This window comes from Rhizobium giardinii bv. giardinii H152, from assembly GCF_000379605.1.
GTDB lineage: Bacteria > Pseudomonadota > Alphaproteobacteria > Rhizobiales > Rhizobiaceae > Pararhizobium > Pararhizobium giardinii.
The window spans coordinates 462711-484760 of record NZ_KB902680.1; the positions used below are offsets into that span (position 1 = coordinate 462711).

A 22050-nucleotide genomic window follows, 5' to 3' on the forward strand; every position below is an offset into this window, starting at 1 on the left:
GAATGCAACCGACAATAGCATATCGATTGTTGTTGTCAGCAGCGCGGCCGCGGCCTCGTTCTCCACCCTTTGTTAACGCTGTTCTGGCAAGACTGGCGGCCTGTTTTGCGTAGTTTCGGGTACTCCCTTGTTCATGGCAGCGTGTCAAACGGCCGGACGAATATTGCCGCCCGCATTGCGGAGTTGGCTGTCGCCGCTGCTTGAAAAGCTCGGACCCGTCCTGACGAGCAATGATCCCAAGCATCTTGCCCAGCGCATGGCGCTTGTTGCCTTTGCCATCCGCGTCGTCAGCGCGGCCATCGCCTTCGTCTCGCAGATCATCCTTGCCCGCGTCATGGGGGACTTCGAATACGGCATCTTCGTCTTCGTCTGGGTCCTGGTCGTCCTGTTCGGCAATCTCTCCTGCCTCGGCTTCCACACGGCGATCATCCGCTTCCTGCCGCAATACCACGCCCGCGGCGCGCTGGCGGAAATCCGCGGGCTGACGATGACGGTGCGTATCTTCGCGCTGGTCTCGGCGACGGCGCTTGCGGTCGTCGGCATTGGCGGGCTCTGGCTGTTCGGCCACCGAATCGACAGCTACTATCTGGTACCGCTCTATCTCGGCATCTTCACACTGCCGATGATCGCGCTCGGCGATGTGATGGACGGGACGTCGCGCGCCCACAGCTGGGCGGTTTCGGCGCTGAGCCCAACCTATATCATCCGGCCTGTGCTCATCCTCGGCTTCATGCTCTTTGCCGTGGCGATCGGTGAGCCGCACACCGCGCAGACCGCGATGATCGCTGGCATGGCTGCCACCTATCTCACCAGCGCCACCCAATTCTTCATCCTCACCTTTCGGCTGCGCCGGCGCTACCTCAAGGGGCCGCGCCGGATCGAATTCGCCACCTGGATCCGCGTCGCCGTGCCGATCTTCCTGATCGAGGGGTTCGGCTTCATGCTGACCAATTCCGACGTCGTCATCGTCGGCCTCTATCTCGATCCGGAGAACGTCGCGATCTATTTTGCTGCGGCAAAGACGATGGCGCTGGTGCATTTCGTCATGTTTTCCGTGAAAGCCGCCGCCGCCCCCCGTTTTTCGGCCGCCATGGCCAGTCCGGATCGCCAGCAATTGGCTGTCATCGCCGTCGAAAGCGCCAAATGGTCGTTCTGGCCGTCTCTCTGCGTCGGCAGTCTCGTCCTTCTCTGCGGCACCTTTCTGCTGTCTCTGTTCGGCCCAAGTTTCGTTTCCGGCTATCCGCTGATGGCGATCCTGTTTGCCGGCATCATGGCCAAGGCGCTGGTCGGTCCCGCCGAAGCCCTGCTCACCATGGCCGGCCGCCAGACGCTGTGCGTCGCCCTTTATGCCGGCGCGCTGGTTGCCAACTTGCTGCTCAACGTCACATTGATTCCGATGTTCGGCCTGTTAGGCGCGGCCTTTGCGACGACCGGCGCCATGGTGGTCGAGGCCATCCTTCTTCATGTCGCGGTTCGCCGCACCTTCGGCATCGTTCTCTTCGCCTTCGCCGACCCGCACACCAGACCCATCAAAGCAGAGGCCACCCGACCATGACCGGCAACACGCACATTCCCGACGATGCCAACAGCCGGTCGGCGCGTATCCTCGGCGGCCTGGTTCCGCCGGCGCCCGATCGTCCGATCGCTGAAAACACAATCGACATCGGCCGCCCCGGCCGGCAGCTCTGCCTCTATCCGGCCCGCCAGGGTTACGAACTGCAGCCGGAGCTCGATTTCCTCTCCAACCGGGCGCTGGAGCCGAACGTCTTCTTTACCGGCCGCTTCCTCGCGCCCGCCATGCCGCGCCTGGAAGACCGCATCATCCGCCTGGCCCTGATCCGCGACAATGACGAGCGCCGCAGCCGCATCCGCTTCCTGATGCCGTTCTCGATCGAAAAACCGGGGTTCTCGATCGGCGCGCCGATCATCCGCGCCTGGTCCAACCCGTTCGGTCCGCTCGGCGTGCCGCTGCTCGATGCCGAAGGCGCGGCAGAGACCATCGACAATCTCTACGAGGCCTTTGCCAGCCCTTCTGCCGGCCTGCCCGGCGTGCTCGTGCTTCCCGACGTGCGCCTGACGGGCAAGTTCGCCCAGCTCGCCCGCGCCGTCGCCATCGGCCGGAACCTGCCGCTGACCGTTACCGACACCTTTACCCGGCCAATGCTGGAAAGCCTGGAGGACGGCGAGAGCTACCTGCGGCACGCGATCAGCCCGTCGCATTTCCGCGAGTTGCGCCGCCAGTGGAATCGCCTGCAAGCCCTCGGCAGCGTGTCCTACAATGTCGCCCGCCAACCGGCCGACATCCGTCTGCGGATGGAGGAGTTTCTGGCATTGGAAGCGAGCGGCTGGAAGGGCCGCCAGGGCACCGCCATGGTGCTCGACCGCTACCGCTGCGCCTTTGCCCGCGAGGCGATCACCAACCTGGCCGAAGCCGACAGCGTGCGCATCCACACGCTCGACCTCGACGGACATGCGATTGCGTCGATGGTCGTGTTCATGATGGCCGGCGACGCCTATACTTGGAAGACGGCCTATGACGAACGCTATGCGAAATATTCGCCCGGCAAGCTGCTCATGGCCGAGCTGACGGAATGGCATCTCGACGACGCCAACATCGTGCGTTCGGATAGCTGCGCGACGCCGGATCATGCCGTGATGAGCCGCTTCTGGGAGGAACGGGATGAGATGGGCACGCTGGTGATCGGTCTTACCCAGAACCGCGACCGCGATGTGCGCCAGGTCGCCGCCCAGCTCCACCTCTATCGCAACACCCGCAACATGGCGCGGTTGCTGCGCGACAAGATCAGGGCACTGACGCCCCGGCGCTCGAAATGATCATGCCTCCGCAATTGCCCTGTCGCGCAGGATGCGGCGGATGACCTTGCCGGAGGTCGTCAGCGGCAGGCTATCGAGGAATTCGATCTCGCGCGGATATTCGTGCATCGACAGCCGCATCTTGACCCAGTCGCGGATCTCGGCGGCAAGCTCGGTGCTTGCCGCGTGCCCCCGCTTCAGCACCACGTAGGCCTTGACGATTTCGGTGCGCACCGGGTCGGGCTTGCCGATCGCGGCTGCCAGCTGGACGGCCGGATGACCGGCCAAACAGTCCTCGATCTCGCCGGGACCGATCCTGTAGCCTGACGAGGTGATGACGTCGTCATCGCGCCCGAAGAAGGTGATGTAGCCGTCGGCATCCTGAACACCCTGATCGCCGGTCGTCATCCAGTCGCCGATGAACTTTTGCGCCGTCGCCGCCTCGTTGCGCCAGTAACCGAGGAACATCACCGGATCGGGCCGGCGCACCGCGACCTGGCCGACGGTGCCGGCGGGAAGCTCCCTTCCCTCGGCGTCAATGATTGCAACCTCATGACCCGGTGCGGCCTTGCCCATCGAGCCCGGTTTCAGCACGCCGAGATTGGCAGCCGACGACAGGACGATGTTGCATTCGGTCTGGCCGTAGAACTCGTTGACGGGAACGCCGAAGGCCTCGCTCGCCTGCTCCCAGGTTTCGCGCCCGAGCGATTCCCCGGCCGAGCCGATGGTGCGCAGGTTGAGCCTGTAGAGAGAGCGGGGATTTTCGACCGCTTTCATCAGCCGCAGGGCCGTTGGCGGGATAAAGGCGTTGCGCACCTCCATTTCCTCCAGAATGCGGAAAGCCATGTGCGGATCGAATTTCTGCCCGGGCGATGACACGACGGGAACGCCGAGCAGCAGCGACGGCAGCAGCGCATTCAACAGCCCGCCAGCCCAGGCCCAGTCGGCCGGCGTCCACATCCGGTCGCCAGGCTGCGGCAGGAAGGCGTGATGGAACTGGAAGCCGGGGACATGGCCAAGCAGGACGCGATGGCCGTGCAGCGCGCCCTTCGGCGGCCCGGTCGTGCCGGAGGTGTAGATCATCATCGCCGGATCGTCCGGCGTCGTGTCGGCGGCAACGAAAACCGGTGAATGGCCTTGCGCCAGCGCGGCAAAGGCGATGGTTGCCGGCTCCTCGGCATCGACAAGCACGACGCATTTCAGATCCGGCAGCCGCGCGCGGATGGCCGCGATCTTTTCCAGGCCGAAACGATTGGTAACGACGGCCGCGGCGCCCGCGTCGCGCAACCGATATTCCAGCGCTTCGACCCCGAACAGCAGCGCCAGCGGCAGGGCAATGGCGCCGAGCTTGTAGATACCGACATGGGCGATCGCCGTTTCGAAACTCTGCGGCAAAAGGATCGCGACCCGGTCTCCGGGCAGGATGCCCTCCGCCCGGAGCCCATGGGCGAATGAGGAAGACCGTGCAGCAAAGGTGCCATAGGTCAGCGACAGATGCGCCCCCTCGGGGCTGAAATGCTGAAGGCAGACCCTCTCCGGCTCGCGCGCTGCCCAGGCATCGCTGACAGCGGTGCCGATATTGAATTTTTCCGGAATCTGCCAGCGGAAGTCGCGCCGCAGGTTCTCATAGGTATCGCAGATCGGAAGCATGAACCCGCCGGAAAGAGGTGTTGTTGCAGTGCACCTAACACTTCTGTGGGAGAGACTTCAACTCTGGACGTAGCGTCCGGCGCCGGTTTGCGACTTTACCGCGATAATATTCTAAAATACTAATTTAGGTAATTTATTCAAATTCGCGGGAGGATATTTACGTGGCGACTTTTACATCCTTTTTCCCCGGCGGCGTAAACCCGGACCATTACAACCCGCCCCTGCCGGGATTCGACTACATGCCGTTTTTCGAGGAAATCGTCAAAGCCAATGAAGCTGTCCGCGGCGCCACGACATCGACAGACATCTGGTACAACCTGACGAACGGATTGAAGCTGAAACTGGTCGGCACCGGTTTCGCCTTCGATTCCACGGAGGACCCGATCGGCGGAACGATTACCGCCATCGAGATCTATCTCAACGACGGCACGACGAAGATGCAGACGCTGACGGGCCTGAATATCCTGCTCGCGGCCTTCGACGATGCAGTCGATACCCTCAGCCAGAACGGGATCGCACGGCTGCTGATGAATGGAAACGACATTCTGAAAGGCAGTGCCGGCGACCAGGACCTCATCGGATATAGCGGCAACGACAGGTTCATCGGCGGTTCCGGCAACGACTTCGTCTACGGCGGCGAAGGCAAGGACACCTATGACGGCAATGGCGGCAGTTTCGATACGCTCAATTTCGACGACGCCTACTATACGCCTTCGGCCTTCCGCGGCATCAATCTGGATGCAAATACCAAAAAAGTCATTGACCCCTGGGGCAACAGCGAGACCTTCACCGAGTTCGAACAGTTCCGTGGAACCCAGTTCGCCGATATCTTCAAAGGCGCCGCCGTCAGTGAATCATTCATGGGGCTTGGCGGCGCCGACAAGATCAACGGCGGCCTCGGTTCCGACCTTGCCCTGTATCATCGCGACGACCGGCGCGGCGGCACAGGGAACGTGACCGTCAATCTCCAGACCGGCAAGGCGATCGACGGCTTCGGAAAGATCGATACGCTGACCAGCATCGAGAACGTGCGCACCGGCGGTGCGGCAGACAAGCTGACAGGCAATTCGGCTGCGAATATCCTCCGGGCAGGCGGCGGCAACGACTTGCTCGCCGGTGGACTGGGCAAGGATACGTTGCTCGGAGAAGGCGGCAGGGATACCTTCCTCTTCAACACCACGCTCAACAGATTTACAAACGTCGACAAGATCCTTGATTTCAACGTCGTCGACGACACGGTGCGGCTCGAAAATGCGATCTTCACGCAGATTGCCGGTACTCGGACGCTGACATCGGCGCAATTCTACAAAAGCGCGGCGGGCGTTGCCCATGATGGATCTGACCGCATCATCTACGAGACCGATACCGGAAAACTGTTCTATGACAGCAACGGCAGTGCCGCCGGGGGCTCCGTGCATTTTGCGACGATCAGCAAGGATCTTGCCCTGACGTCCGCCGATTTCTTCATCATCTGACGCATGCCGGGCGGCTGCGGCCAAGAGCAGTCTTACGACGCAAAGATCGCCTCGCGGCTGAGGCGATCGCTGAGGGCCCCGAGCAGTTCATCCTGGGTGGTGTAGCCGGCAAAAAATAGCTCGATGACAGCACCGGCGGCGCTGACGCCCTCTTGGCTGCGCAGGCGAATGCTTCGTTCCGCGCACCAGGAGAGCAGGGCACCGGACAGCGCTTCGACATCCTCGAAAACGCCGGCGGACGTAACAGACTGGGACATATTCGATCTCCATGTGCCGATTAGGGATGTGCCGATTGGGGACTGACCTGCTCCAGAGTGAGCGTCCATAAGACGTTTTGCAATCACGATGCGGAGTGGCGGTTAACAGCCTGCAGGACCTGTGCTGAATTGGGGCAAACGGCCTGCACTATCCACTGCCGGCACGCCTAAAGGTTGTATAGCGTTAAGCAAGTTGCGCGCTGCGCGCATCAGCCAATGCAGCCATGCGAGCCTAAAGATGCCGTCATTCCCCCATATCCGGGACATAGAGGCACTTGGTCCGGCCCGTGGGGCCGAAATCGTTGAAGGCGGCGCACCGATGGAACTGGCCGTCGGGAGACCGCTTGAGGGGCCAGGTATCGTAACTGATGATCTCGCCGGTCGCCCGCACGAGCCATCCTTTCTTGGTTGGCGTCACATCGCTTGCGGGTATCGGCCTGCAGTCGCGCCCGGCGCAGCACGCGACTTCGTAGATATCATGCGACCATGCCGGAATAGCCAGGCCCGGAATACCCAGGCAAAGCGAAACCAAGAGTGCCAATGTCCTGCCCACTGGAACCTCCTCCGTGCTCCTCAGTCCGGTGGCCTGCCCGCGGCTCGATCTTACGGTCGACGGGCCTTGGGTCAGCTCAGACTTTCACACCAACCCTTCGAGGAGGCAACACGCGCAATGGGATTTGTTGCTCCGAGCCGTCCGGCAGCATTCCCTGTGGAGGGCGGCGGACCAACCTGGAGAGACGGGTCAAGAGCGCTTTCGCTGTAAAGGCCGATGCTATTCGACCAGCATACAACCGCCGCGGACGCGTTTCCATCCGTCGTCGGCGCTGTACATCACCCTAAAGCATTAGTCCTTAACACCTCTGCCGCATTGCTTGCTGCAACCGGAAGGTAGTAAACTGAGCGAGTCGGCTACGGCCATAGGGGCCAGCGCTTCCGGTGGTGCTTTTCGCGCTGGCCCCGCCCAACTCGTTCCAAGCCCTATCGCCCGGGCCTGGGTTTGGGCCCGAGGGTCATCCGATGCGCGGGCACCCTTCGCGATTGGCAAGACGCAGGGTCGTGTATTCACCACGACGGCCGATGCCGTCAACGACGATCTGCCGGCGTCCGATGGACGTCACAGCCGGATCGCGCATTCCCAGCCTGTAGGCGCGGCGGATGGCCTGTCGTTGGCTGCAGCCGCCCCGCCATTCATAGTCCCTGCGATATGGCTCTCGGTATTCCACGTCAGGGCCGCCCGGTCCAATGTACAGGTCCAACGATTGCGCCAGCGGAGCAGACGGCAGCGCGGTCAGGACACCGGCAACAACAAATGCCGCAGCAAGATGCTTATCAACCACTCTTGTCATATCTTCCTCCTGCACTCGATCGTTCTCGATAAAGACTAACGAAATCATGAAAAATAGGTTCCGCGAAGCGGGCCTTGACCTGCTCAACTAGAGGAACATAATGGGAACAGATGCGGCGATGCAGCCGCCAATCCGAAAAGTTGTCCACAGGATATCCACCGTCTTTCCACAGCGGAAAGGAGTATCGACGGCGGGGCGCCGAGCTTGGAACGGGAGGATCTCGGGCGGCACTGTCGCTGGACCGATGTCGCGGCGACACCGGGCCGACTTCCGGGAGACGCACCACCCCGCAGAACTAACGCGCGGGGTGGATCAGGTCGCGCCGCATTCACAAACCAGCATTAGCATCTTCTGAAATCAATGGCTGCAGCGTTTCGGCCACAGTCAGATGCTGACGTTAACCTCTTACCCGGCGCGACCGCGACTGCCGGTCGTATCCTTGCACCGCGCAACTACGGATAAGTGCGGATCGAGCGTCGCGCCTTGACTGACGATGGCGGCACGCGTCGTTCAAGGCTTTGCGGGGGATTCAGGATAACGAGGCGATCTATCAGATCGGCGAGTAGGTCCAAAAAACGGGAGAGCCCTCCCGCTTTTCCAGAAAGGGCTTCATTGGCGGCGCAGCAGGGATGGCACACGCTTGAGCAACACTGACAACCTCCAAGCTACTGTCGATCGCATTGCCTTTATCTCGCGCGCCTGCAGCTCAATTTTCTCATTCGCCGCAGCAAGCATTCCATCCAGTATACGATTGGCGTTTTGCGCCTCAAGAACCTCACTTTCGGCCCGCCCGAGCTCACTTATCGTCAAATTGGCGCGATCCAGCGACTCCGCAAGTTCGCTGTATGTGACAGATAACTTCTCCTCCACCTGTGCCAGGTATGGCCTCACCGTTTGAATGTCTTCCCAGGCCAACCGCGCGATAAGGTCAGACGTCGCGCCTCGAATTTTCTCGCGCCAGCCCTCCGGATCAGCCCGCATGTGGCCTGCATAGACATCTTGCTCAGTTTTCCCGTCAGGCACTGAAACGCGCAGCGGTGATGGCCACCAGGTTACCTGATCAGCAACATCCAGCGCGGTCGCAAATTCGGGCATTCTCGCATATCGCGAGGCCATGCGTTTAGCGCTGAAGAACAGTTGGTGTACGGCAATAAAAGATAGGCTGGTTTGGATTTTCCCGAATTATTCTGCGCCAAAGGATCCAGTCGGCGGCAGATTCCACATCCTCAGGCCACGCATCTCTGACCGGAAGGCTATCCGCGCGATAGAGAAAACAGCTCGCCGGTATACTGTTCCGGCGCTCCATAAAGGTTGCGAGCTCATCATCTGCCGTCAAGTTCGTCATGAACGGCGCGGAAATTCCGTCAGTCGAGACCCAGAGCGCCTGGCTGTAAGCCAGCGCGCTGCCCGCTTGAAGTCCTTTCAACAATATCTCTAGGTGGTCAGGGAACAGCAGATCATCATCAGCGGCGAATCCGATGTATTTTCCCCGCGCCTCCCTCATCGCCACATTTCGATTGGCGTAGCCGAAGAATGGTGCCTTAGGCAGATCAAAGAATCGAATTCTCTGGTCGCAGTAGCCTGAGACAATTTCGGCTGTTCCTGGCGCGCAACCGTCGCCGACCACCAACAACTCAAAGTCTTCGACTGATTGGGCCAGCACTGATTCAATTGCGAATCCAATCACGTCCGTGCGTGAGTGGGTCGGCATAAGGATTGAAATACAGGGTCGGCCTACCATCCCTTGGCATTTCCAAAACTATAGGGGATCAGATCTGTATCCAACGGGAGACGGTATTTGTCCGGGTTGGAATGATCATATTGAATTGTTGGAAAATTCAGAACAACCACATCTGATGTACCGATGTTGCGGTCGGCGTGCCACACGAACTTCGGCACATTGACCAGCCGAGGGCGAGACCCGGACAGGTAAATTTTGCAGATTTTGCCATGGGTGCTTGATTCAGGCCTCGGATCGAAGAGCACGAGTTCCATCTCGCCGCTCAGCACGAAATAGCGGTCCTCATGCAACTTATGCAACCCCCACCCCTTGACCATCCCAGGTCGGATTGTGAAGGCATAGGAAAAGACGAGCGGGTCACCGTGCCAGCCCCATCGCGGATCGAATATTTCAGTCACGCTGCCGCGATCATCGTCATGTCGGATACTATCGTGGAAGGACATTCCATCCAGTAAAGGAGAAGTACTTCGACGTTGGTCATCGACCGTTCGCTGATCCTGGGCTGCGGCCGCCAAGGTAGATTCAAGCAACTCTGCTCGATTATTTAACTCTAAGCCGTCTCGCATGTCCTTGTTCCTCACAGCGGGTGTCAGTTGCAACTCCTAACATCACAGTATGGTTGTGCGCTAGACGGCCCACATGGTGCGGCGGCGCTCCAGCACAGTGTCGCGCCTGCTGGATTTTGGGCGCAGCAGAGATCTGCGCCGAGGGAAACCGCGATCGATCGTCGGGCCAAAACTGTTGAGGTTAGACGGCGCAGCGTGTATGGGTGCGCGCGCTACCGAGTACTCGACACAGGGAAGAGCTAAAGCGAATGGTTTCCACTCTTCAGCTGGGATTGACAAGGCAGATCCGCGTGATCACAGCCTTAATGATCCGTGAAGCCAGACTACGCAACAGCAAGCACGCGTTCAGTCAGTTGTTTGACGTGCTTGAAGGCCGTTGTGTTTATCGTGGCTCATTGGATCATTTTCACCTATTTGCACCGCCAGCTTTTGATAGGCGACAGTCTTCTCTTGTTCATTACGACAGGCATCCTGCCCGTATTGTTGTTCCGCACAATCAGCCTGAGAGCAGCCTCAGCCATAGAGGCGTCTAAGTCTGTAACAAGCATACCCACCGTTCAGCCTGTAGATTATGCAATCGCTAGAAGCTTTGTGGAACTCCTTTCCTTTGGGCTGATGTTCGTGGCTTTCTTTGGATTCATCAATTTATTCAATCTTTCGCGCTACGCATTGCCTTACAATCCATTTGCGCTAATGCAATTCATACCCCTCCTTTATCTGTTTTCATTTGGACTAGGTCTTATTAATTCTTTTATTACATATGTATTCCCGCTGTGGAAATTTATATGGTCCATGTTTTCTCGCGTTCAAATTTTCTTTAGCGCAGTGTTCTTTATCCCCGAATACATGCCGCCGCAGGTCAGGAATCTACTATCGTACAATCCAATAATGCATTTTGTTTCGTTATTCAGGACGGCATTTTACCCGACGTACCCCACCCAACTTCTTTCCGTCAGTTACATAGCTTTGTGGACGTGCTGCGTTCTGGTGCTTGGGCTGACGATTGAAAGGAACCTGAGAAACCAAAGGGCCTCCCACTGACGGGACTGATATTGACGTTGCGTTTTGCTTTCGCGTAGGAAAGCCGCACAAGATCGTCCCAGTTGCCAAGGTTCGTGCGAAATCTGACCTTGCCGCCATGCCCTTCGACGTTGCTCCGCCAGGGTAACGCTTTGGCTTGCCGATCGAATTGATGTGGTTCCGCTAGTCCCGTGATTTACCCGGCTATTACTAATCGGCAGATCGACCCGCGTGCAGTCGGCAAACGCAGTGACTGATTACAGCATTGATATGCACATCGTTCGCGCCCCCGGCAGCCGCATACGCAGCGCCCGCAAGGCTGGCTGTGGTTACGGCTATAGCCGCGACAACATTCGTGATTAGCAGGCCGCAACGCCGCACGCTGGCGTCGATGTCCACGCCTGCGGACACGGGGTGGTCTTCTCTGTAGATCCCGCACGCAGTAGTGACGGCAATACGGTCGCCTCTTGGACTGCATCGAGCACCACGGCTTTCCGGAGGTCTGACGTGCCGCAATGTAGCTGATGACGAAGCCTGACGAGGATGTCGACTGAGCCGAAAAAACAGAACAAATGTGTCCAGCCCTCAACCCTGTTTCGGGCAGTCTGGACATTCAGACGCAAAAAAGACGACAAATTCCACGCTATTTTAGATGTTGGTGGTGCCCCATGCCGGAACGCGGCGATGATTTCAAGAAGCACCGTACGGGAATTATCATCGTATAATCAATAGCTTGAGCCTTTGGCCTCTCCAGCCTTAGACCGAGTGAATGTACCAGATCAGTCGGGAAAGTGTACCAGTTTCTTGGCGCTCAACAGCTTTGTGCGCGACCATGGGCTTAGCCCTTCACGGTCTCCCACGCGCCCCCTGCATACTTGCTAGCGGTCTGCCCTGTCCTTCGATCAGTCCAATCCTCCGTTGTCAGCCCTTGGCGGGACCAATCACGGAACGTCTGGTAGCGCCAATGCCTTCCGAGGTTGATGCCGAGGAATAGGCTGCGGCGCGAGGCTTCCATTTCGAAGCCACCGATCTTGATGAGCATTGCGTTTGTCTTCCTTTCGCAAATCACTTGGGGTTGATCCCCGAGCGGGTCTACGGAAGCCGCACATCTTTTGTCAACTGATGAAATGTCTAATTCTTCAATGAAATCATTGCACTAAGGCAACCGTTCCATCGGTGGAGGAATTGAGCGACCATGCCGACATACTGGTTGACGATGGAAGGAAGCGGCCGGGATGCCACATGCTCCTCGCCCAGGACGTAGCCACCGTCTTTGCGGATGGCCGGGAGGACAACGCGGGTCACCCAGTTCTGAGCGCCAGCGGCTGGAAGTCCTTGGCCACGGCTTTGTCGGAGCGCAGGACCAGCTTGTAGAGGCCGCTCTCCGAGATCACATTTACCGCAGGGCCTTTCCCTAAATCCGACTTAGCTCTCTCTTCCGTGCTGGTCAGTCGGACGGCAACGGTTGTGCCCGAGGACGCGGCAGACATCCGCAGCCACGTACCAAGGCTCCCCGCCGATGGTGACCACGCGGACCTCGTCCTTGAATTTGAAGAGGGAGACGACCGGCGCAGCGGTGCTGGTGAGGGTCTTTTTCATGGCGAACCGCTTCTCCATCTCCCACAGAATAGCTGGGGTATTCCGAGCGATCCACCATCTGCTTCTGGTCCTTGCTGAGGCCAGCCCGGTTGGCGAGGATGTGAACCCCTGTGCGGTTCTCAGCCACTGCGTTCAGCCACCAATCACCACCCCAAGTCTTTGTGCGGCAGATACACCTGAACCTGCCACCTGATCTCGTTCAACGGACCCTTCGTCAGGGTGTTGACCGAGGCGCGGAAGAAGAACCGCCAGCCGTCGCCGGTCGCCGGGATCGCACGGTGGTAGTCCCGAGCGTTGAACTCGTAGATTTCACCGGATTGAGCTGTGGATACGACCTCGGTGTCAGCGTCCCGGGTCTCCTCGCAACTTGCTCTTCCAACTTGCCACTGTTACGTGTAGCACGGTCACCAGCAAGATAAAGAGACCCACGATGAGCCAAGCGCCTACTGCTCCTACCCTTTCCAACCTTTCGGTCCTTGAGAACGCACCGGCTGGAACTGTGGTGGGGACCTTGGCTTCCGTCGATCCAGATGGAACGTTGGTGACTTATAGCATCCGACCGGCGTCACGGTACTGGCACGAACTCACCTGGGCCAGTTGGGAAGATGCGTACGCCGGGGATGAGCCAGTGCATTTCGAGGTACTGGGCAACCAGATCGTGCTGACCAACAGCTTTGACTACGAGGCGATCGAGAATTTGGTCATGGTCGGCGTCACCGTCACAGCTACAGACCTCCAAGGAGAGAAGTCCGTCTCGTTCTTCGACATCGACGTGATTGACGTTGACGAGACAATCTACGGCAACGATGGCGCAAACACTATCATGGGGACTGCGCTGAACGATAAGATCGACGGTAAGGGTGGCAACGACCGTCTGGAAGGCGGCGACGGGCACGACGACATCATCGGCGGTTCTGGCAACGACGTTATCAAAGGTGGCAACGGCCACGACACGCTCAAAGGCGGGACCGGCGACGACCGTATATTCGGTGAGGCTGGCGGAGATGTGATTAGCGGCGGGCTCGGCTACGACGTGATGTCTGGCGGCGTTGGCACGGCCAGAGACACATTCTTGTTTGAGAACCACCACACCTCCAAGGTGGCCAACCCCGATGTCATCACCGATTTCACCGGCTGGGACCGCATCGACCTAACGGGGATCGATGGCAACACCAAGGTGAGCGGGAACCAAGATTTGACTTGGATTGGAACCAAGGGCTTCTCCGGTCATGCCGGTGAGACACGGTTCGTGAAGGACCAGTCCGACACCTATGTCTACGCGGACATCAACGGTGACAAGAAGGCCGATTTCGCCATCCATTTCGATGATGCCCTGTCCTTAAGGGATGACTACTTCGCTCTGTAACTGCGGACAAATTCTCACTGGCACAGGCGTCAACCGTTACGACACAAGTACCCTGGAAGTGGCTCTTCGCAAAGACACCGATAGGCGGACAAGCGAGCATAACATACCGATGGTGAAGGTTTCTCGGAAACCCGGAACGGTGAAAGCCTGACGGGAAGCTAGCGCCGGATCGCCAGTCCCCGCCAAGGAAGCGTTTTACCGGTACCATCCGAAGGCGCTAACCCTTCGGAAGCGCCCCTACCGCAGCAGGAAACGGGCGATATTTCTGGACGTACAACGAGCGCGTTTCGCTTTCGACACAATCGACGCCAGCCCAAGCCTTTAGCGCCCGGTCTCGCTTGAAGACAGGGATATGTCCGTCTCTATCGAGCGCCTTGCGGATGACGTGGACCGTTCCATCGGGGTCATGGCCAAGCTCCACCAGCTTCCGACACAACGGAGAGATCGGCCCCTTGGTGGTACTGCGGTTTCGACGGGAGGTGAGATCGACCGTGAGGCCGCTTTCGACATGACGGGCGACATAGGAGCCGATCAGTTCGATGGTGTGCATGGCGGTGATGACCGCTGGGATCAATGCAGGATACCTTTCCTGTTTTGTGGTGTGATGGATGAACTCAGGGCTACGTTTCGTTCAGACCAGCATTCTTTGTGATGCGGTGGACGCAATTGAGCAGCCCTATGGATTTGGCCGGGGCACGGTGCCACAGCAGCCTGATGCTCGTCTGTGGTAGATACCGGGGGAGACGCAGACCATAGCGCAAGAATGCTCCGGCGATGCCCTCCGAGGATGGAGACCACCTGTCACAATTCGTCCAGGGTGATGAACCACGGTGGGGCTGTGGTCTGCCTTGGGCTACCTCTTGTCAGGAAGGGGACGCTGTCCTCCTCTTCCCGGCTAACAGCCTCGGTCAGGCCATCGAAGGCTCCTGCCTGGGTTCCACGGTGATCACCTGCGAGAGGGGCCACAGTCCCAAGGCTCATACGCAGGGGCAGACCGTGGTTACCTGCAGTCCTGCCATGGTGAAGCGGAGGAGGTGTGGACACCCTCCCCGTCTCACAGGAGCTTGGGTCGAACCTCAGTCCACACGGTATAACCATAGTGTGAAACCTCGGCTCACCTACTGTTGCCCCCATTCGCCATTCTCGGCAGCCAGTGCCCGTCAGGTCATCCGAGACGTGATTGGTACGCCCCTCGCCGCCGATTGAAGACGGAGAAGCTGATCTCGACAAGCTCCATCCTGTCGGCGCGGTCTGGCATGTTGGAACGGGCAATGCGTTTGGCTCGGTTCAGTCTCTTCGAACGAAAGACCGACTGACGGCCATGGTGAAGGACCAGATCGCCATCGAAGTAGGTGACCGCGAAACAGCGGGTGGGGCGAACAATGGGGCGCTGCGGTGAACCGGTGGCGGCTGCGGCGGAAGAAGGGCGATCATGGCGGCGTTTCCTTGTGAGCGGGACGGGAGGCGAAATCGAGAAACGAAATCGCTACTGTTGCCCCGATCCGGCCCCGCCTTGTGACGCCGTAGGAGGCCACTGAGGGCTTCCCCGGCTTGGCTATGTCGGACCCCCGAATTGCGCTGAACGCCGTGAAGGGGCGTTACCGCACCAGAACTCGCACCCTTCCTAGCCAACTATTGTCCCCCGCTCCAGCACCCGCGATACCTGCGTAGGTGTCCACTTGCCGCCTCGGGATGTCGGAATGTTCATGCTGTCCAGCGTCTCGGCAATCGCGCTCAGGGTCTGCCCCGCCGCCCTCAACGGGCCGATGATCTTCATGACCTTGGCCGCTTCGTTGCCTGCCTTCACTTGGATCGCCTCGTTGCGCTTCATCGTCTTGTCGCGGAGACCACCGATACGCTTGGCATAGCCCGGGTCTTTCGCCCTTGCATCCTGATGGCGCACCTTGGCCGCTTTCAGTGCCGCCTTGGTCCGCTCCGAGATGAATGTCCGCTCCTGCTCTGCCAATGCCGCGTAGATGTGGAGCTGGAACTTGTCAGCCTGTGGCATCTGCGCGACCCGGAGCTTGACCTTCTTGTCATCCATGAGCGTTGCGATGAACGACATCTTGCGGCTCAGCCGGTCCAGCTTGGCGATCAGCAGCTCGGCTCCGGTCCGCCGTACCATGTCCAGTGCCTTGGACAACTCGGGCCGCTCGCTATCAGCACCCGACTGGATGTCTTGGAACCGCCCGAGGACTTCGAAGGGAATATCGGAGAACTTGTCGAGGAAGATAGCGATGTCGCGCACCTGAGCTTCAAGCCCGAGACCGCTGCGGCCTTGGTCTTCGGTGCTAACCCGGGTGTAGATGACGTACTGCTGCATGGCCTGTTCTCCTGTGTTGGAAGAAACATGTCAGGCCGATTATCAAATGTCAACGAACGTTGTGGATGTAAACAACAATGAAATCAGTGATGGCCTCGATCGGCTTTGCGGGGAACAGCCAAAGGCACAGCAACCCCACATCAGAACCTGGGCGTCGTCCCTCGACCAAACCAGCGCCTCGCTGCGGTCCGCCTCCGGGTGGAGCGGAAAACATGTTATGTGCCGGGGCAATCGCCACCCTGTGTAATAGATCGGAAGGGGGCGACGGGGGAAACCTGCCTGTGCAGCTTATTTGACCGGGTGGCGGCGAAATTTTTTACGGAACATTTCAGTCGTCGCTCGAAGGCATGGCCGCCTCACCGCCATGCTTTCGTACCACGCACATTACCCCGCGCCATTCGCCCGCCTTCTGGGCTTGTTGGTGGCTTCCGTATACATCTCCCGGCAACCATGAAGGCGACCATGGTGCTTCTGACGGCTATCCTCATGGGCCTTGGTTGAACCGATACGCGCGCCTAAAGTGCCGGAGCTACGTACGACTCTCTTAATGTTCGACTAAGAGGCTGCCTCAAAAAGATGTGAGTGATTTCAGTCAGTTGTGATTCCTTCGGATTTGCAAGATTCGATGGAGAGCACAATGGCCTGGACTGAAACCACCCGGCGGAATTATGTCCGTCGGACGAGCCGATATGCAAGCGATGTTACGGATCGCGAATGGGAATTTATCGCACCCTTCATGCCTTTACCTCGCCGTCTCGGCCGTCCGCGCAAGACCGATTTGCGCGATGTTTTAAACGCCCTTCTCTACATCGCTTCGACAGGCTGTCAGTGGCGGATGCTGCCGAAGGATTTTCCGCCCTGTTCGACGGTGCAGCGGTATTTCTATGAATGGCGGGCCATGGGTCTTTGGTCACGGATCAACCATCACCTTGTCATGGAGGCGCGGGAACTGGAGGGGAGGCAAGCCTCTCCGACGGCCGGTGCCATCGACAGCCAAAGCGTCAAAACGACTGAAAGCGGTGGTATCCGGGGCTTTGATGCGGGCAAGAAGATCAAAGGGCGCAAGCGTCATATCATCGTCGATACGCTCGGGTTGATGGTCGGCCTCATGGTGCACAGCGCCGATATCCAGGACCGCGACGGCGCTCCCGATCTCTTCAAATCCATCCGCAGCCGATGGCCATGGCTCCTTCATGTCTTCGCCGATGGCGGCTATGCGGGCGACAAGCTGAAAAAGCGGCTGCAGAAAATCGGGAAATGGACGCTCCAAATCATCAAGCGTTCCGACAAGGCGAAGGGTTTTGAAATTCTCCCCCGTCGCTGGGTTGTCGAGCGGACCTTCGCATGGCTGGGTCGATGCCGCAGGCTGGCAAAGGACTTCGAGAAATCCATCGCTTCAGCAGAAGCCTGGATAACCATCGCCCACATCCGCATGCTCACCAGACGTCTTGCAAGATATGGATATCGTTGAAGCCTTTTCGAGTCCGACTCTAAGATCTTCTGTCGTAAAGACAGGAAGTCCCTTTAGCTCTTTCGCGACCTCATTCACCAGATCGGTTACCTCGCTTGCCAACGTCCTCAGCGATCTGAACTTAACCTCTTTGTCTATTATCCGACGCGTTCCATCAGGAGTTTGCAAGTTGCGCGTCGCGACTTCATTCGCAACCATACTGTCTAAATTCGCCTTTGCCACCCAAAGCAACGCCAGTTCGTTCCAATTCTGTACGTTTAACTGTGTATTGTCAAAGTACCAGACCAAAGAAGCCACATCATAGCTACTCAATTCGATCGATGGGTAACCTTCGAAATCGGACACTAATGTTTTAAGTAATCGGATCATTTTCTTAGTGTTGCCTCCACTAAGAATGTCCTTATTTTCTATATGGTACATGTGCAGAAACGGGTAGTTTAACGCTCGATCAGACTCATGCTTAAGGTAAATATATACCCCTCGATCTTTCTTTAAGTTATTACGCTGGTAATCTGCCGAGTCATACCAATGAGATGGGATAACATCAACCTCACGGCGAAGCGAGCCTCCGGATACTGTTATTGCTTTCGATCCAGACACATCCACTTTAGCCTCAGGAAAGGCATCAGTCAGTATTTGCTCAGCCTCATTCCTTAGCTCGCCCAGCAGAGTTGGTCCCGGCTTCCCCGTCCAGTCGAAATAACCCGAGCTAGCCTTTGGGCCGCTTGGGTCGATTACAACATAAACGGTTCGAAGGAGAAGCAAATCGATGTCACTGACCCCTCGGATATGAACGTTAAGCGGCACTGAACCTTGGTAGTCGAACTCGACAGGTATTTTTCCAGCAAGCGCTTTCTCAAGCTGGTTCTTGATGCGATCGCCCTCATCGAATGATTTCGACGTATAGGTAGGGTCCACTTCTTGCATGGCACCCAGCGCGTACGTGGAGGCAGCTTTAGTAGCGCGTTTTTGATATGATTCTTCTAACGGGACATAAAACCCGTCGAGGGTTTTCCGCAGTTTGCGAACTTCTGCAGGGCCTTGCCGTCGCGTCTGCAGCTTCTGAAGCCGAGAATTAAAGTTTGTTGCCATTCTAAATCTTCCTTAGCTCCATGCGACCGCAAGTGCCGCGCCCTCTGGCCGTGAAGTAATCGCCGTCACCACTTCTAAGATCAGGCGCAAAAGACAACTCGGAGTATCCGAGATGAGGGTTCATCTGCTCGCCTATTCGTGGCTCGTTACGATAGCTGTACATGAGCATCCACCGCTTGCCACCCTCCGGAACGAGCGCAGCTGAAACGCTATGGGATGAAGATTGCGCCGTTCGAAGATAGACCCTGATCTTCTCCCAAGTCTGCGTAATGGTGATTTCGCCCTGCCACTCGAAGGTAACATCCCCCACCGTGTCGACCGTTTTTCCAGTGCAACTCCACGCCCCACTAATGTTTGGAAGTCCCATTACATAGAATAAATACGACCACCCCCATTTATTGAAAAGAAAATGAAGAATGAAATAAACAGTCCCTGCGGACACAGGAACAACAACTATATTTGCCCAAGAGGGCAACCCGAAATAGTTAGCTAATTGAACCCAGACCGCCCCAATGGAAACAACCCCAGAAGCCAGTAAGGCTGAAAAAATTGCGAGATAGCGGGCTATATTAGTCCGACTGTGCCCGACTACGGAATATTCGTGATCCGTCAAAATATACCTCGAATGAAAAAATTTATGAAAGAATGGGGTCATAAGTTGAGTCGTTCAAGGGTTAATAAAAGAATTGTGGAGAAATTCACAGAATGACTGATCAGCCTATGACTATTTCATGGCCCATCCGGTCAAATCGACGGATAGAGCCTTCCGATCTGAGATACATTGCATCGACATGCTGACATGCAGCCATCGCAAGGCAACTGTTGAAAGCAGAACCCCGATTTGGTGGAGCAATAACATCGGCATCGGGAGCAAACAGCCTGAACGACCAACCCGTGATCCTGTAGTGCGAGAGTGAGTTTGTGCGGCCCACCATAACTGCTCCGTCATGTGTAGCAGGGTTTATCGATAATGCGTTCCGTAGGTGTAGGTCAAAATCCAGATCAAACTCCGCTCCGGTCGGCGGCGAGGGTGATCTCGCCATAGGCGAACAAAACTTCGGAAGCCCCACTCCAGTGTAAAAGCAAACAATGAGCGTCGCTGGCTCCTTGGAAGTGTTTGCAAAGTTCCTGAAAATTGTATCAATGCCCTTCATTACCACTCCAGCATATTAGGTGATCGCCGATGCTACATTTGTGGCCCATTAGGCCCATGCTAACAGTCATACTTGGTCTCGCAGTTGTCATCGTTATATTGTTTATGGCCACCACGTCGACTGGTGCCGGAGACATCTACACGTCAGGTTGGCGCGTTTTGAGGTGGGTCTCCACCTACATCGCCGTAGTCATCGGCTTGATAGTCATGGCATGGCGTTGGAGCAGCCGCGTCCAACGGGCAATCTTCCCCTACCTCGGCGGGAAGTGGGTTGGAAAAGTCCACTTCAGCGGCGCAGGAGGAGAGGAGGAACACCGCGATGTGACCTTGCATATTCGGCACACCCCATTCTCAATCAAACTGATCCTCGAAAGCCAGGAATCGATTTCTTGGACCCTGGCCGTGCAAGCCAGCAGGTCTGCAGATATTGATGACTATAAGCTGTACTATGTTTACTCAAATCATCGACGCGAAGGCGGCATCAAACGCAATTTCGGATACCGGGGCGTGGCAATCCTTCGGGTTTCCATGGGCTCCAAGCTCGAATTGATCGGTGACTACTTTACTGAGACGCATCGACGAGGTCGACTAAAGTTTGAGGAGGTCAAGTCGAACCCATGGTGGATGCTCTGGCAATAAGTCCCCACCTATTCGTGTGGAATGTCATAACCCTGTCATTCAAGACCAAAGGCGCGGTATAGCGCTCTCCGGTTCTCAGAACTTTGGCCCCTTGGGAACCTTTATGGCTACTCCGAACCGAACGCCCGTTTCATCGCCTTGGTTATCGCCCTGAGTTTTGCTCTATCGCCGCCATAGGTTCGGTTTCCTACGCCACCAAGGGAATGGCCAAGGATAAGATTCTGCTCCATCTCGGAGACCTCGGCCAAGATCAACCGATCCTTCATGTTGTGGCGCAGCGAGTGGACAGCGTGGGCCGTGTCCTCAGTTACCTTGCGCACATACTTCATGAGGGAGGCAGAGGCGTTCGTTGGGCCGCTTTCTTTTCCGTATCGGGCGAAGAGCATCTTCCGATCCCCTGCCCCTACTACGGCCTCCTTCGCTGCATCCAGAGCATCACCCACCAGTGGCACCTCCCGCTTGGAAGCATTGGTCTTGATCCTCCGTCCTTCGTGCCACGTAACGACGAAGTGTGGACACTCGCCGTGAAGAACGATGTCCTCGGTTCTGAGGCCAACGACCTCAGCCAAGCGGCAGCCGGTCCCCTCCAGAAGACGCCAGATAAACTGAAGGTCATCATTGGCGCTATTGAGGACTAGGCGTCGGATAGACTGGAGAATGTCATCAGGCAGTGGATCGCGAAGTTCGTCCTCCGGGTCTTCGTTGAGGCCAGCGATGGGCAGCTTGGCAAAGGGGTTCATACATCCCGCCAACTGCATTTCCGTTATGATGTGATTGAACATCGCCTTAACAACGTTGAGGTCACGCTTCACCGACGACGGTTTAAGTTTACCGGACAGCATGTGATCGCGCACCAGCTTTGCGTCGGAACGGCTGAATTGCGGGATCGTCGGAGGGCGACCCAAGGCAGCTTCGATATATCCGGTGATGCGGTCAAGGCGCTGGACCTTCTTCTTGATCTCCGTCTCGGTTCCCGTAACTCTCTCGGCAATGTAGAGCTTCTTGGCATCCTCAAGTGTTGGCTCGGGTGCCGGAGGTGCGCCACCGTTGAGCGCTCGCACCACGAACTCATCCATCTTGGTGACGCCTACCGGGTCGCCAGAGGCTGGGTCTTTCGGGTATTCCTCAAGGATCGCATCGGCCACGTAAGTTCGGGCCGCATCTTCGGCTACACTTTCCGGGTCATCACGATCAACGACAGCGTCGTGAGGGTCGAAACCCATACGGCGGACTTTGGCGATGCCCTCAAGGTAAAGTTCTAGCTTCGTGAGAATGGGCAATTCGTGAGGTTCGGCCTCTGCTGCGAGGACCTGCTCCGCTTTCCGAATTAGCAGTTCAAACTCGGCATGAACCTTCGGATAGGCACTGAGCGCTTCCGCATAGGTGCCGCCAAGTTTTTTGATCAAGTTCCGCTTAGCCACAATCGGCTTGAGGCGGTCGGGGACAGGGCGGCGGTAACGCCATTTACCGCACGGAAGCTGCTGGGTGTATGGTAACATCAGACCCACGATTGTACTCTCCATGTACCAAAATATGTA

At 57.5% G+C, this 22050-nt stretch carries 22 protein-coding genes; 7 read left to right on the top strand and 15 right to left on the bottom strand.

The window, feature by feature from the left end:
• The first annotated feature begins 133 nt into the window (after window positions 1–133).
• Window positions 134–1555: a lipopolysaccharide biosynthesis protein gene (locus A3AY_RS0118035; protein ID WP_026203574.1), complete on the top strand. Its 1422-nt coding sequence runs from the start codon at window positions 134–136 to the stop codon at window positions 1553–1555.
• Complete coding sequence (locus A3AY_RS0118040; RefSeq protein WP_018327069.1) at window positions 1552–2835, top strand: GNAT family N-acetyltransferase; 1284 nt, start codon at window positions 1552–1554, stop codon at window positions 2833–2835. The genes A3AY_RS0118035 and A3AY_RS0118040 overlap by 4 nt, the downstream gene beginning before the upstream one ends.
• Here the strand turns inward: A3AY_RS0118040 and A3AY_RS0118045 are convergent, their stop codons facing one another.
• Window positions 2836–4464, bottom strand: coding sequence for an AMP-binding protein (locus A3AY_RS0118045; RefSeq protein WP_018327070.1), 1629 nt, complete (start codon window positions 4462–4464; stop codon window positions 2836–2838).
• Window positions 4465–4625: 161 nt separating this feature from the next.
• Here A3AY_RS0118045 and A3AY_RS0118050 point away from each other — a divergent pair, with 161 nt between their 5' ends.
• Window positions 4626–5939 carry a calcium-binding protein gene (locus tag A3AY_RS0118050; RefSeq protein ID WP_018327071.1) on the top strand — a complete coding sequence of 438 codons (1314 nt, stop codon included), beginning with the start codon at window positions 4626–4628 and terminating at the stop codon, window positions 5937–5939.
• 32 nt (window positions 5940–5971) lie between these two features.
• Here the strand turns inward: A3AY_RS0118050 and A3AY_RS0118055 are convergent, their stop codons facing one another.
• From A3AY_RS0118055 to A3AY_RS41505, 9 genes are all read right to left on the bottom strand, one after another.
• Window positions 5972–6196 carry a hypothetical protein gene (locus A3AY_RS0118055; protein WP_018327072.1) on the bottom strand — a complete coding sequence of 75 codons (225 nt, stop codon included), beginning with the start codon at window positions 6194–6196 and terminating at the stop codon, window positions 5972–5974.
• 244 nt (window positions 6197–6440) lie between these two features.
• Window positions 6441–6749: a hypothetical protein gene (locus tag A3AY_RS0118060; protein ID WP_026203575.1), complete on the bottom strand. Its 309-nt coding sequence runs from the start codon at window positions 6747–6749 to the stop codon at window positions 6441–6443.
• A gap of 457 nt (window positions 6750–7206) precedes the next feature.
• Window positions 7207–7590: a hypothetical protein gene (locus tag A3AY_RS0118065; RefSeq protein ID WP_234913063.1), complete on the bottom strand. Its 384-nt coding sequence runs from the start codon at window positions 7588–7590 to the stop codon at window positions 7207–7209.
• Window positions 7591–8151: 561 nt separating this feature from the next.
• Window positions 8152–8637, bottom strand: a complete 486-nt coding sequence (locus A3AY_RS0118070; RefSeq protein ID WP_154663304.1) for a hypothetical protein — start codon at window positions 8635–8637, stop codon at window positions 8152–8154.
• 25 nt (window positions 8638–8662) lie between these two features.
• Entirely contained in the window at window positions 8663–9229 is a 567-nt protein-coding gene (locus A3AY_RS37090) for a glycosyltransferase family 2 protein (protein ID WP_162709233.1), read from the bottom strand.
• A gap of 47 nt (window positions 9230–9276) precedes the next feature.
• A complete protein-coding gene (locus tag A3AY_RS35470; protein WP_026203576.1) occupies window positions 9277–9849 on the bottom strand; it encodes a polysaccharide biosynthesis C-terminal domain-containing protein in 573 nt (190 codons plus the stop codon).
• Window positions 9850–11707: 1858 nt separating this feature from the next.
• Window positions 11708–11911 (bottom strand): hypothetical protein, encoded by a 204-nt coding sequence (locus tag A3AY_RS0118090; RefSeq protein ID WP_018327079.1) that lies wholly within the window; start codon window positions 11909–11911, stop codon window positions 11708–11710.
• A gap of 259 nt (window positions 11912–12170) precedes the next feature.
• Window positions 12171–12359, bottom strand: coding sequence for a BRO family protein (locus tag A3AY_RS41500; protein ID WP_268841559.1), 189 nt, complete (start codon window positions 12357–12359; stop codon window positions 12171–12173).
• Window positions 12295–12468 (bottom strand): BRO family protein, encoded by a 174-nt coding sequence (locus tag A3AY_RS41505; RefSeq protein WP_162709234.1) that lies wholly within the window; start codon window positions 12466–12468, stop codon window positions 12295–12297. Before A3AY_RS41505 ends, A3AY_RS41500 begins: the two co-directional genes overlap by 65 nt.
• A 430-nt stretch (window positions 12469–12898) precedes the next feature.
• On the opposite strand from A3AY_RS41505, the gene A3AY_RS35480 reads away from it, so the two are divergent.
• Window positions 12899–13834: a M10 family metallopeptidase C-terminal domain-containing protein gene (locus A3AY_RS35480; RefSeq protein ID WP_083925987.1), complete on the top strand. Its 936-nt coding sequence runs from the start codon at window positions 12899–12901 to the stop codon at window positions 13832–13834.
• Window positions 13835–14051: 217 nt separating this feature from the next.
• Here A3AY_RS35480 and A3AY_RS0118115 read toward each other — a convergent pair whose 3' ends face one another.
• The gene (locus A3AY_RS0118115; RefSeq protein WP_018327083.1) at window positions 14052–14408 is read right to left on the bottom strand and encodes a hypothetical protein; all 357 of its coding nucleotides are present in this window, start codon (window positions 14406–14408) and stop codon (window positions 14052–14054) included.
• Window positions 14409–15014: 606 nt separating this feature from the next.
• Between A3AY_RS0118115 and A3AY_RS0118120 the strand changes: the two genes are divergently transcribed.
• Window positions 15015–15233 carry a hypothetical protein gene (locus A3AY_RS0118120; protein ID WP_018327084.1) on the top strand — a complete coding sequence of 73 codons (219 nt, stop codon included), beginning with the start codon at window positions 15015–15017 and terminating at the stop codon, window positions 15231–15233.
• 225 nt (window positions 15234–15458) lie between these two features.
• Here A3AY_RS0118120 and A3AY_RS0118125 read toward each other — a convergent pair whose 3' ends face one another.
• Window positions 15459–16157, bottom strand: a complete 699-nt coding sequence (locus A3AY_RS0118125) for a recombinase family protein (RefSeq protein ID WP_018327085.1) — start codon at window positions 16155–16157, stop codon at window positions 15459–15461.
• 637 nt (window positions 16158–16794) lie between these two features.
• Here A3AY_RS0118125 and A3AY_RS0118130 point away from each other — a divergent pair.
• Window positions 16795–17628: an IS5 family transposase gene (locus tag A3AY_RS0118130; protein WP_018327086.1), complete on the top strand. Its 834-nt coding sequence runs from the start codon at window positions 16795–16797 to the stop codon at window positions 17626–17628.
• On the opposite strand, the gene A3AY_RS39220 is transcribed toward A3AY_RS0118130, so the two are convergent.
• Both A3AY_RS39220 and A3AY_RS39225 read right to left on the bottom strand, forming a co-directional pair.
• On the bottom strand, window positions 17554–18720 hold the full coding sequence (locus A3AY_RS39220) for a nucleotidyltransferase family protein (protein WP_154663305.1): 1167 nt from the start codon (window positions 18718–18720) through the stop codon (window positions 17554–17556). The genes A3AY_RS0118130 and A3AY_RS39220 overlap by 75 nt on opposite strands.
• Window position 18721: 1 nt before the next feature.
• On the bottom strand, window positions 18722–19375 hold the full coding sequence (locus A3AY_RS39225) for a Cap15 family cyclic dinucleotide receptor domain-containing protein (RefSeq protein ID WP_154663306.1): 654 nt from the start codon (window positions 19373–19375) through the stop codon (window positions 18722–18724).
• A 555-nt stretch (window positions 19376–19930) separates the two neighbouring features.
• Here A3AY_RS39225 and A3AY_RS0118145 point away from each other — a divergent pair.
• Window positions 19931–20512, top strand: a complete 582-nt coding sequence (locus tag A3AY_RS0118145; RefSeq protein WP_154663307.1) for a Cap15 family cyclic dinucleotide receptor domain-containing protein — start codon at window positions 19931–19933, stop codon at window positions 20510–20512.
• A gap of 107 nt (window positions 20513–20619) precedes the next feature.
• On the opposite strand, the gene A3AY_RS0118150 is transcribed toward A3AY_RS0118145, so the two are convergent.
• Entirely contained in the window at window positions 20620–22011 is a 1392-nt protein-coding gene (locus A3AY_RS0118150; RefSeq protein ID WP_018327089.1) for a tyrosine-type recombinase/integrase, read from the bottom strand.
• Window positions 22012–22050 lie beyond the last annotated feature (39 nt).

Excerpts from the sequence above, each read along its gene's own strand:
- A3AY_RS0118035 (WP_026203574.1), top strand. The coding sequence starts at position 134 with ATGGCAGCGTGTCAAACGGCCGGACGAATATTGCCGCCCGCATTGCGG.
- A3AY_RS0118040 (WP_018327069.1), top strand. The coding sequence starts at position 1,552 with ATGACCGGCAACACGCACATTCCCGACGATGCCAACAGCCGGTCGGCG.
- A3AY_RS0118045 (WP_018327070.1), bottom strand. The coding sequence starts at position 4,464 with ATGCTTCCGATCTGCGATACCTATGAGAACCTGCGGCGCGACTTCCGC.
- A3AY_RS0118055 (WP_018327072.1), bottom strand. The coding sequence starts at position 6,196 with ATGTCCCAGTCTGTTACGTCCGCCGGCGTTTTCGAGGATGTCGAAGCG.
- A3AY_RS0118065 (WP_234913063.1), bottom strand. The coding sequence starts at position 7,590 with ATGATTTCGTTAGTCTTTATCGAGAACGATCGAGTGCAGGAGGAAGAT.
- A3AY_RS0118070 (WP_154663304.1), bottom strand. The coding sequence starts at position 8,637 with ATGCCCGAATTTGCGACCGCGCTGGATGTTGCTGATCAGGTAACCTGG.
- A3AY_RS35470 (WP_026203576.1), bottom strand. The coding sequence starts at position 9,849 with ATGCGAGACGGCTTAGAGTTAAATAATCGAGCAGAGTTGCTTGAATCT.
- A3AY_RS0118090 (WP_018327079.1), bottom strand. The coding sequence starts at position 11,911 with ATGCTCATCAAGATCGGTGGCTTCGAAATGGAAGCCTCGCGCCGCAGC.
- A3AY_RS41500 (WP_268841559.1), bottom strand. The coding sequence starts at position 12,359 with ATGTCTGCCGCGTCCTCGGGCACAACCGTTGCCGTCCGACTGACCAGC.
- A3AY_RS41505 (WP_162709234.1), bottom strand. The coding sequence starts at position 12,468 with ATGAAAAAGACCCTCACCAGCACCGCTGCGCCGGTCGTCTCCCTCTTC.
- A3AY_RS35480 (WP_083925987.1), top strand. The coding sequence starts at position 12,899 with ATGAGCCAAGCGCCTACTGCTCCTACCCTTTCCAACCTTTCGGTCCTT.
- A3AY_RS0118125 (WP_018327085.1), bottom strand. The coding sequence starts at position 16,157 with ATGCAGCAGTACGTCATCTACACCCGGGTTAGCACCGAAGACCAAGGC.
- A3AY_RS0118130 (WP_018327086.1), top strand. The coding sequence starts at position 16,795 with ATGGCCTGGACTGAAACCACCCGGCGGAATTATGTCCGTCGGACGAGC.
- A3AY_RS39220 (WP_154663305.1), bottom strand. The coding sequence starts at position 18,720 with ATGGCAACAAACTTTAATTCTCGGCTTCAGAAGCTGCAGACGCGACGG.
- A3AY_RS39225 (WP_154663306.1), bottom strand. The coding sequence starts at position 19,375 with ATGACCCCATTCTTTCATAAATTTTTTCATTCGAGGTATATTTTGACG.
- A3AY_RS0118145 (WP_154663307.1), top strand. The coding sequence starts at position 19,931 with ATGCTAACAGTCATACTTGGTCTCGCAGTTGTCATCGTTATATTGTTT.
- A3AY_RS0118150 (WP_018327089.1), bottom strand. The coding sequence starts at position 22,011 with ATGTTACCATACACCCAGCAGCTTCCGTGCGGTAAATGGCGTTACCGC.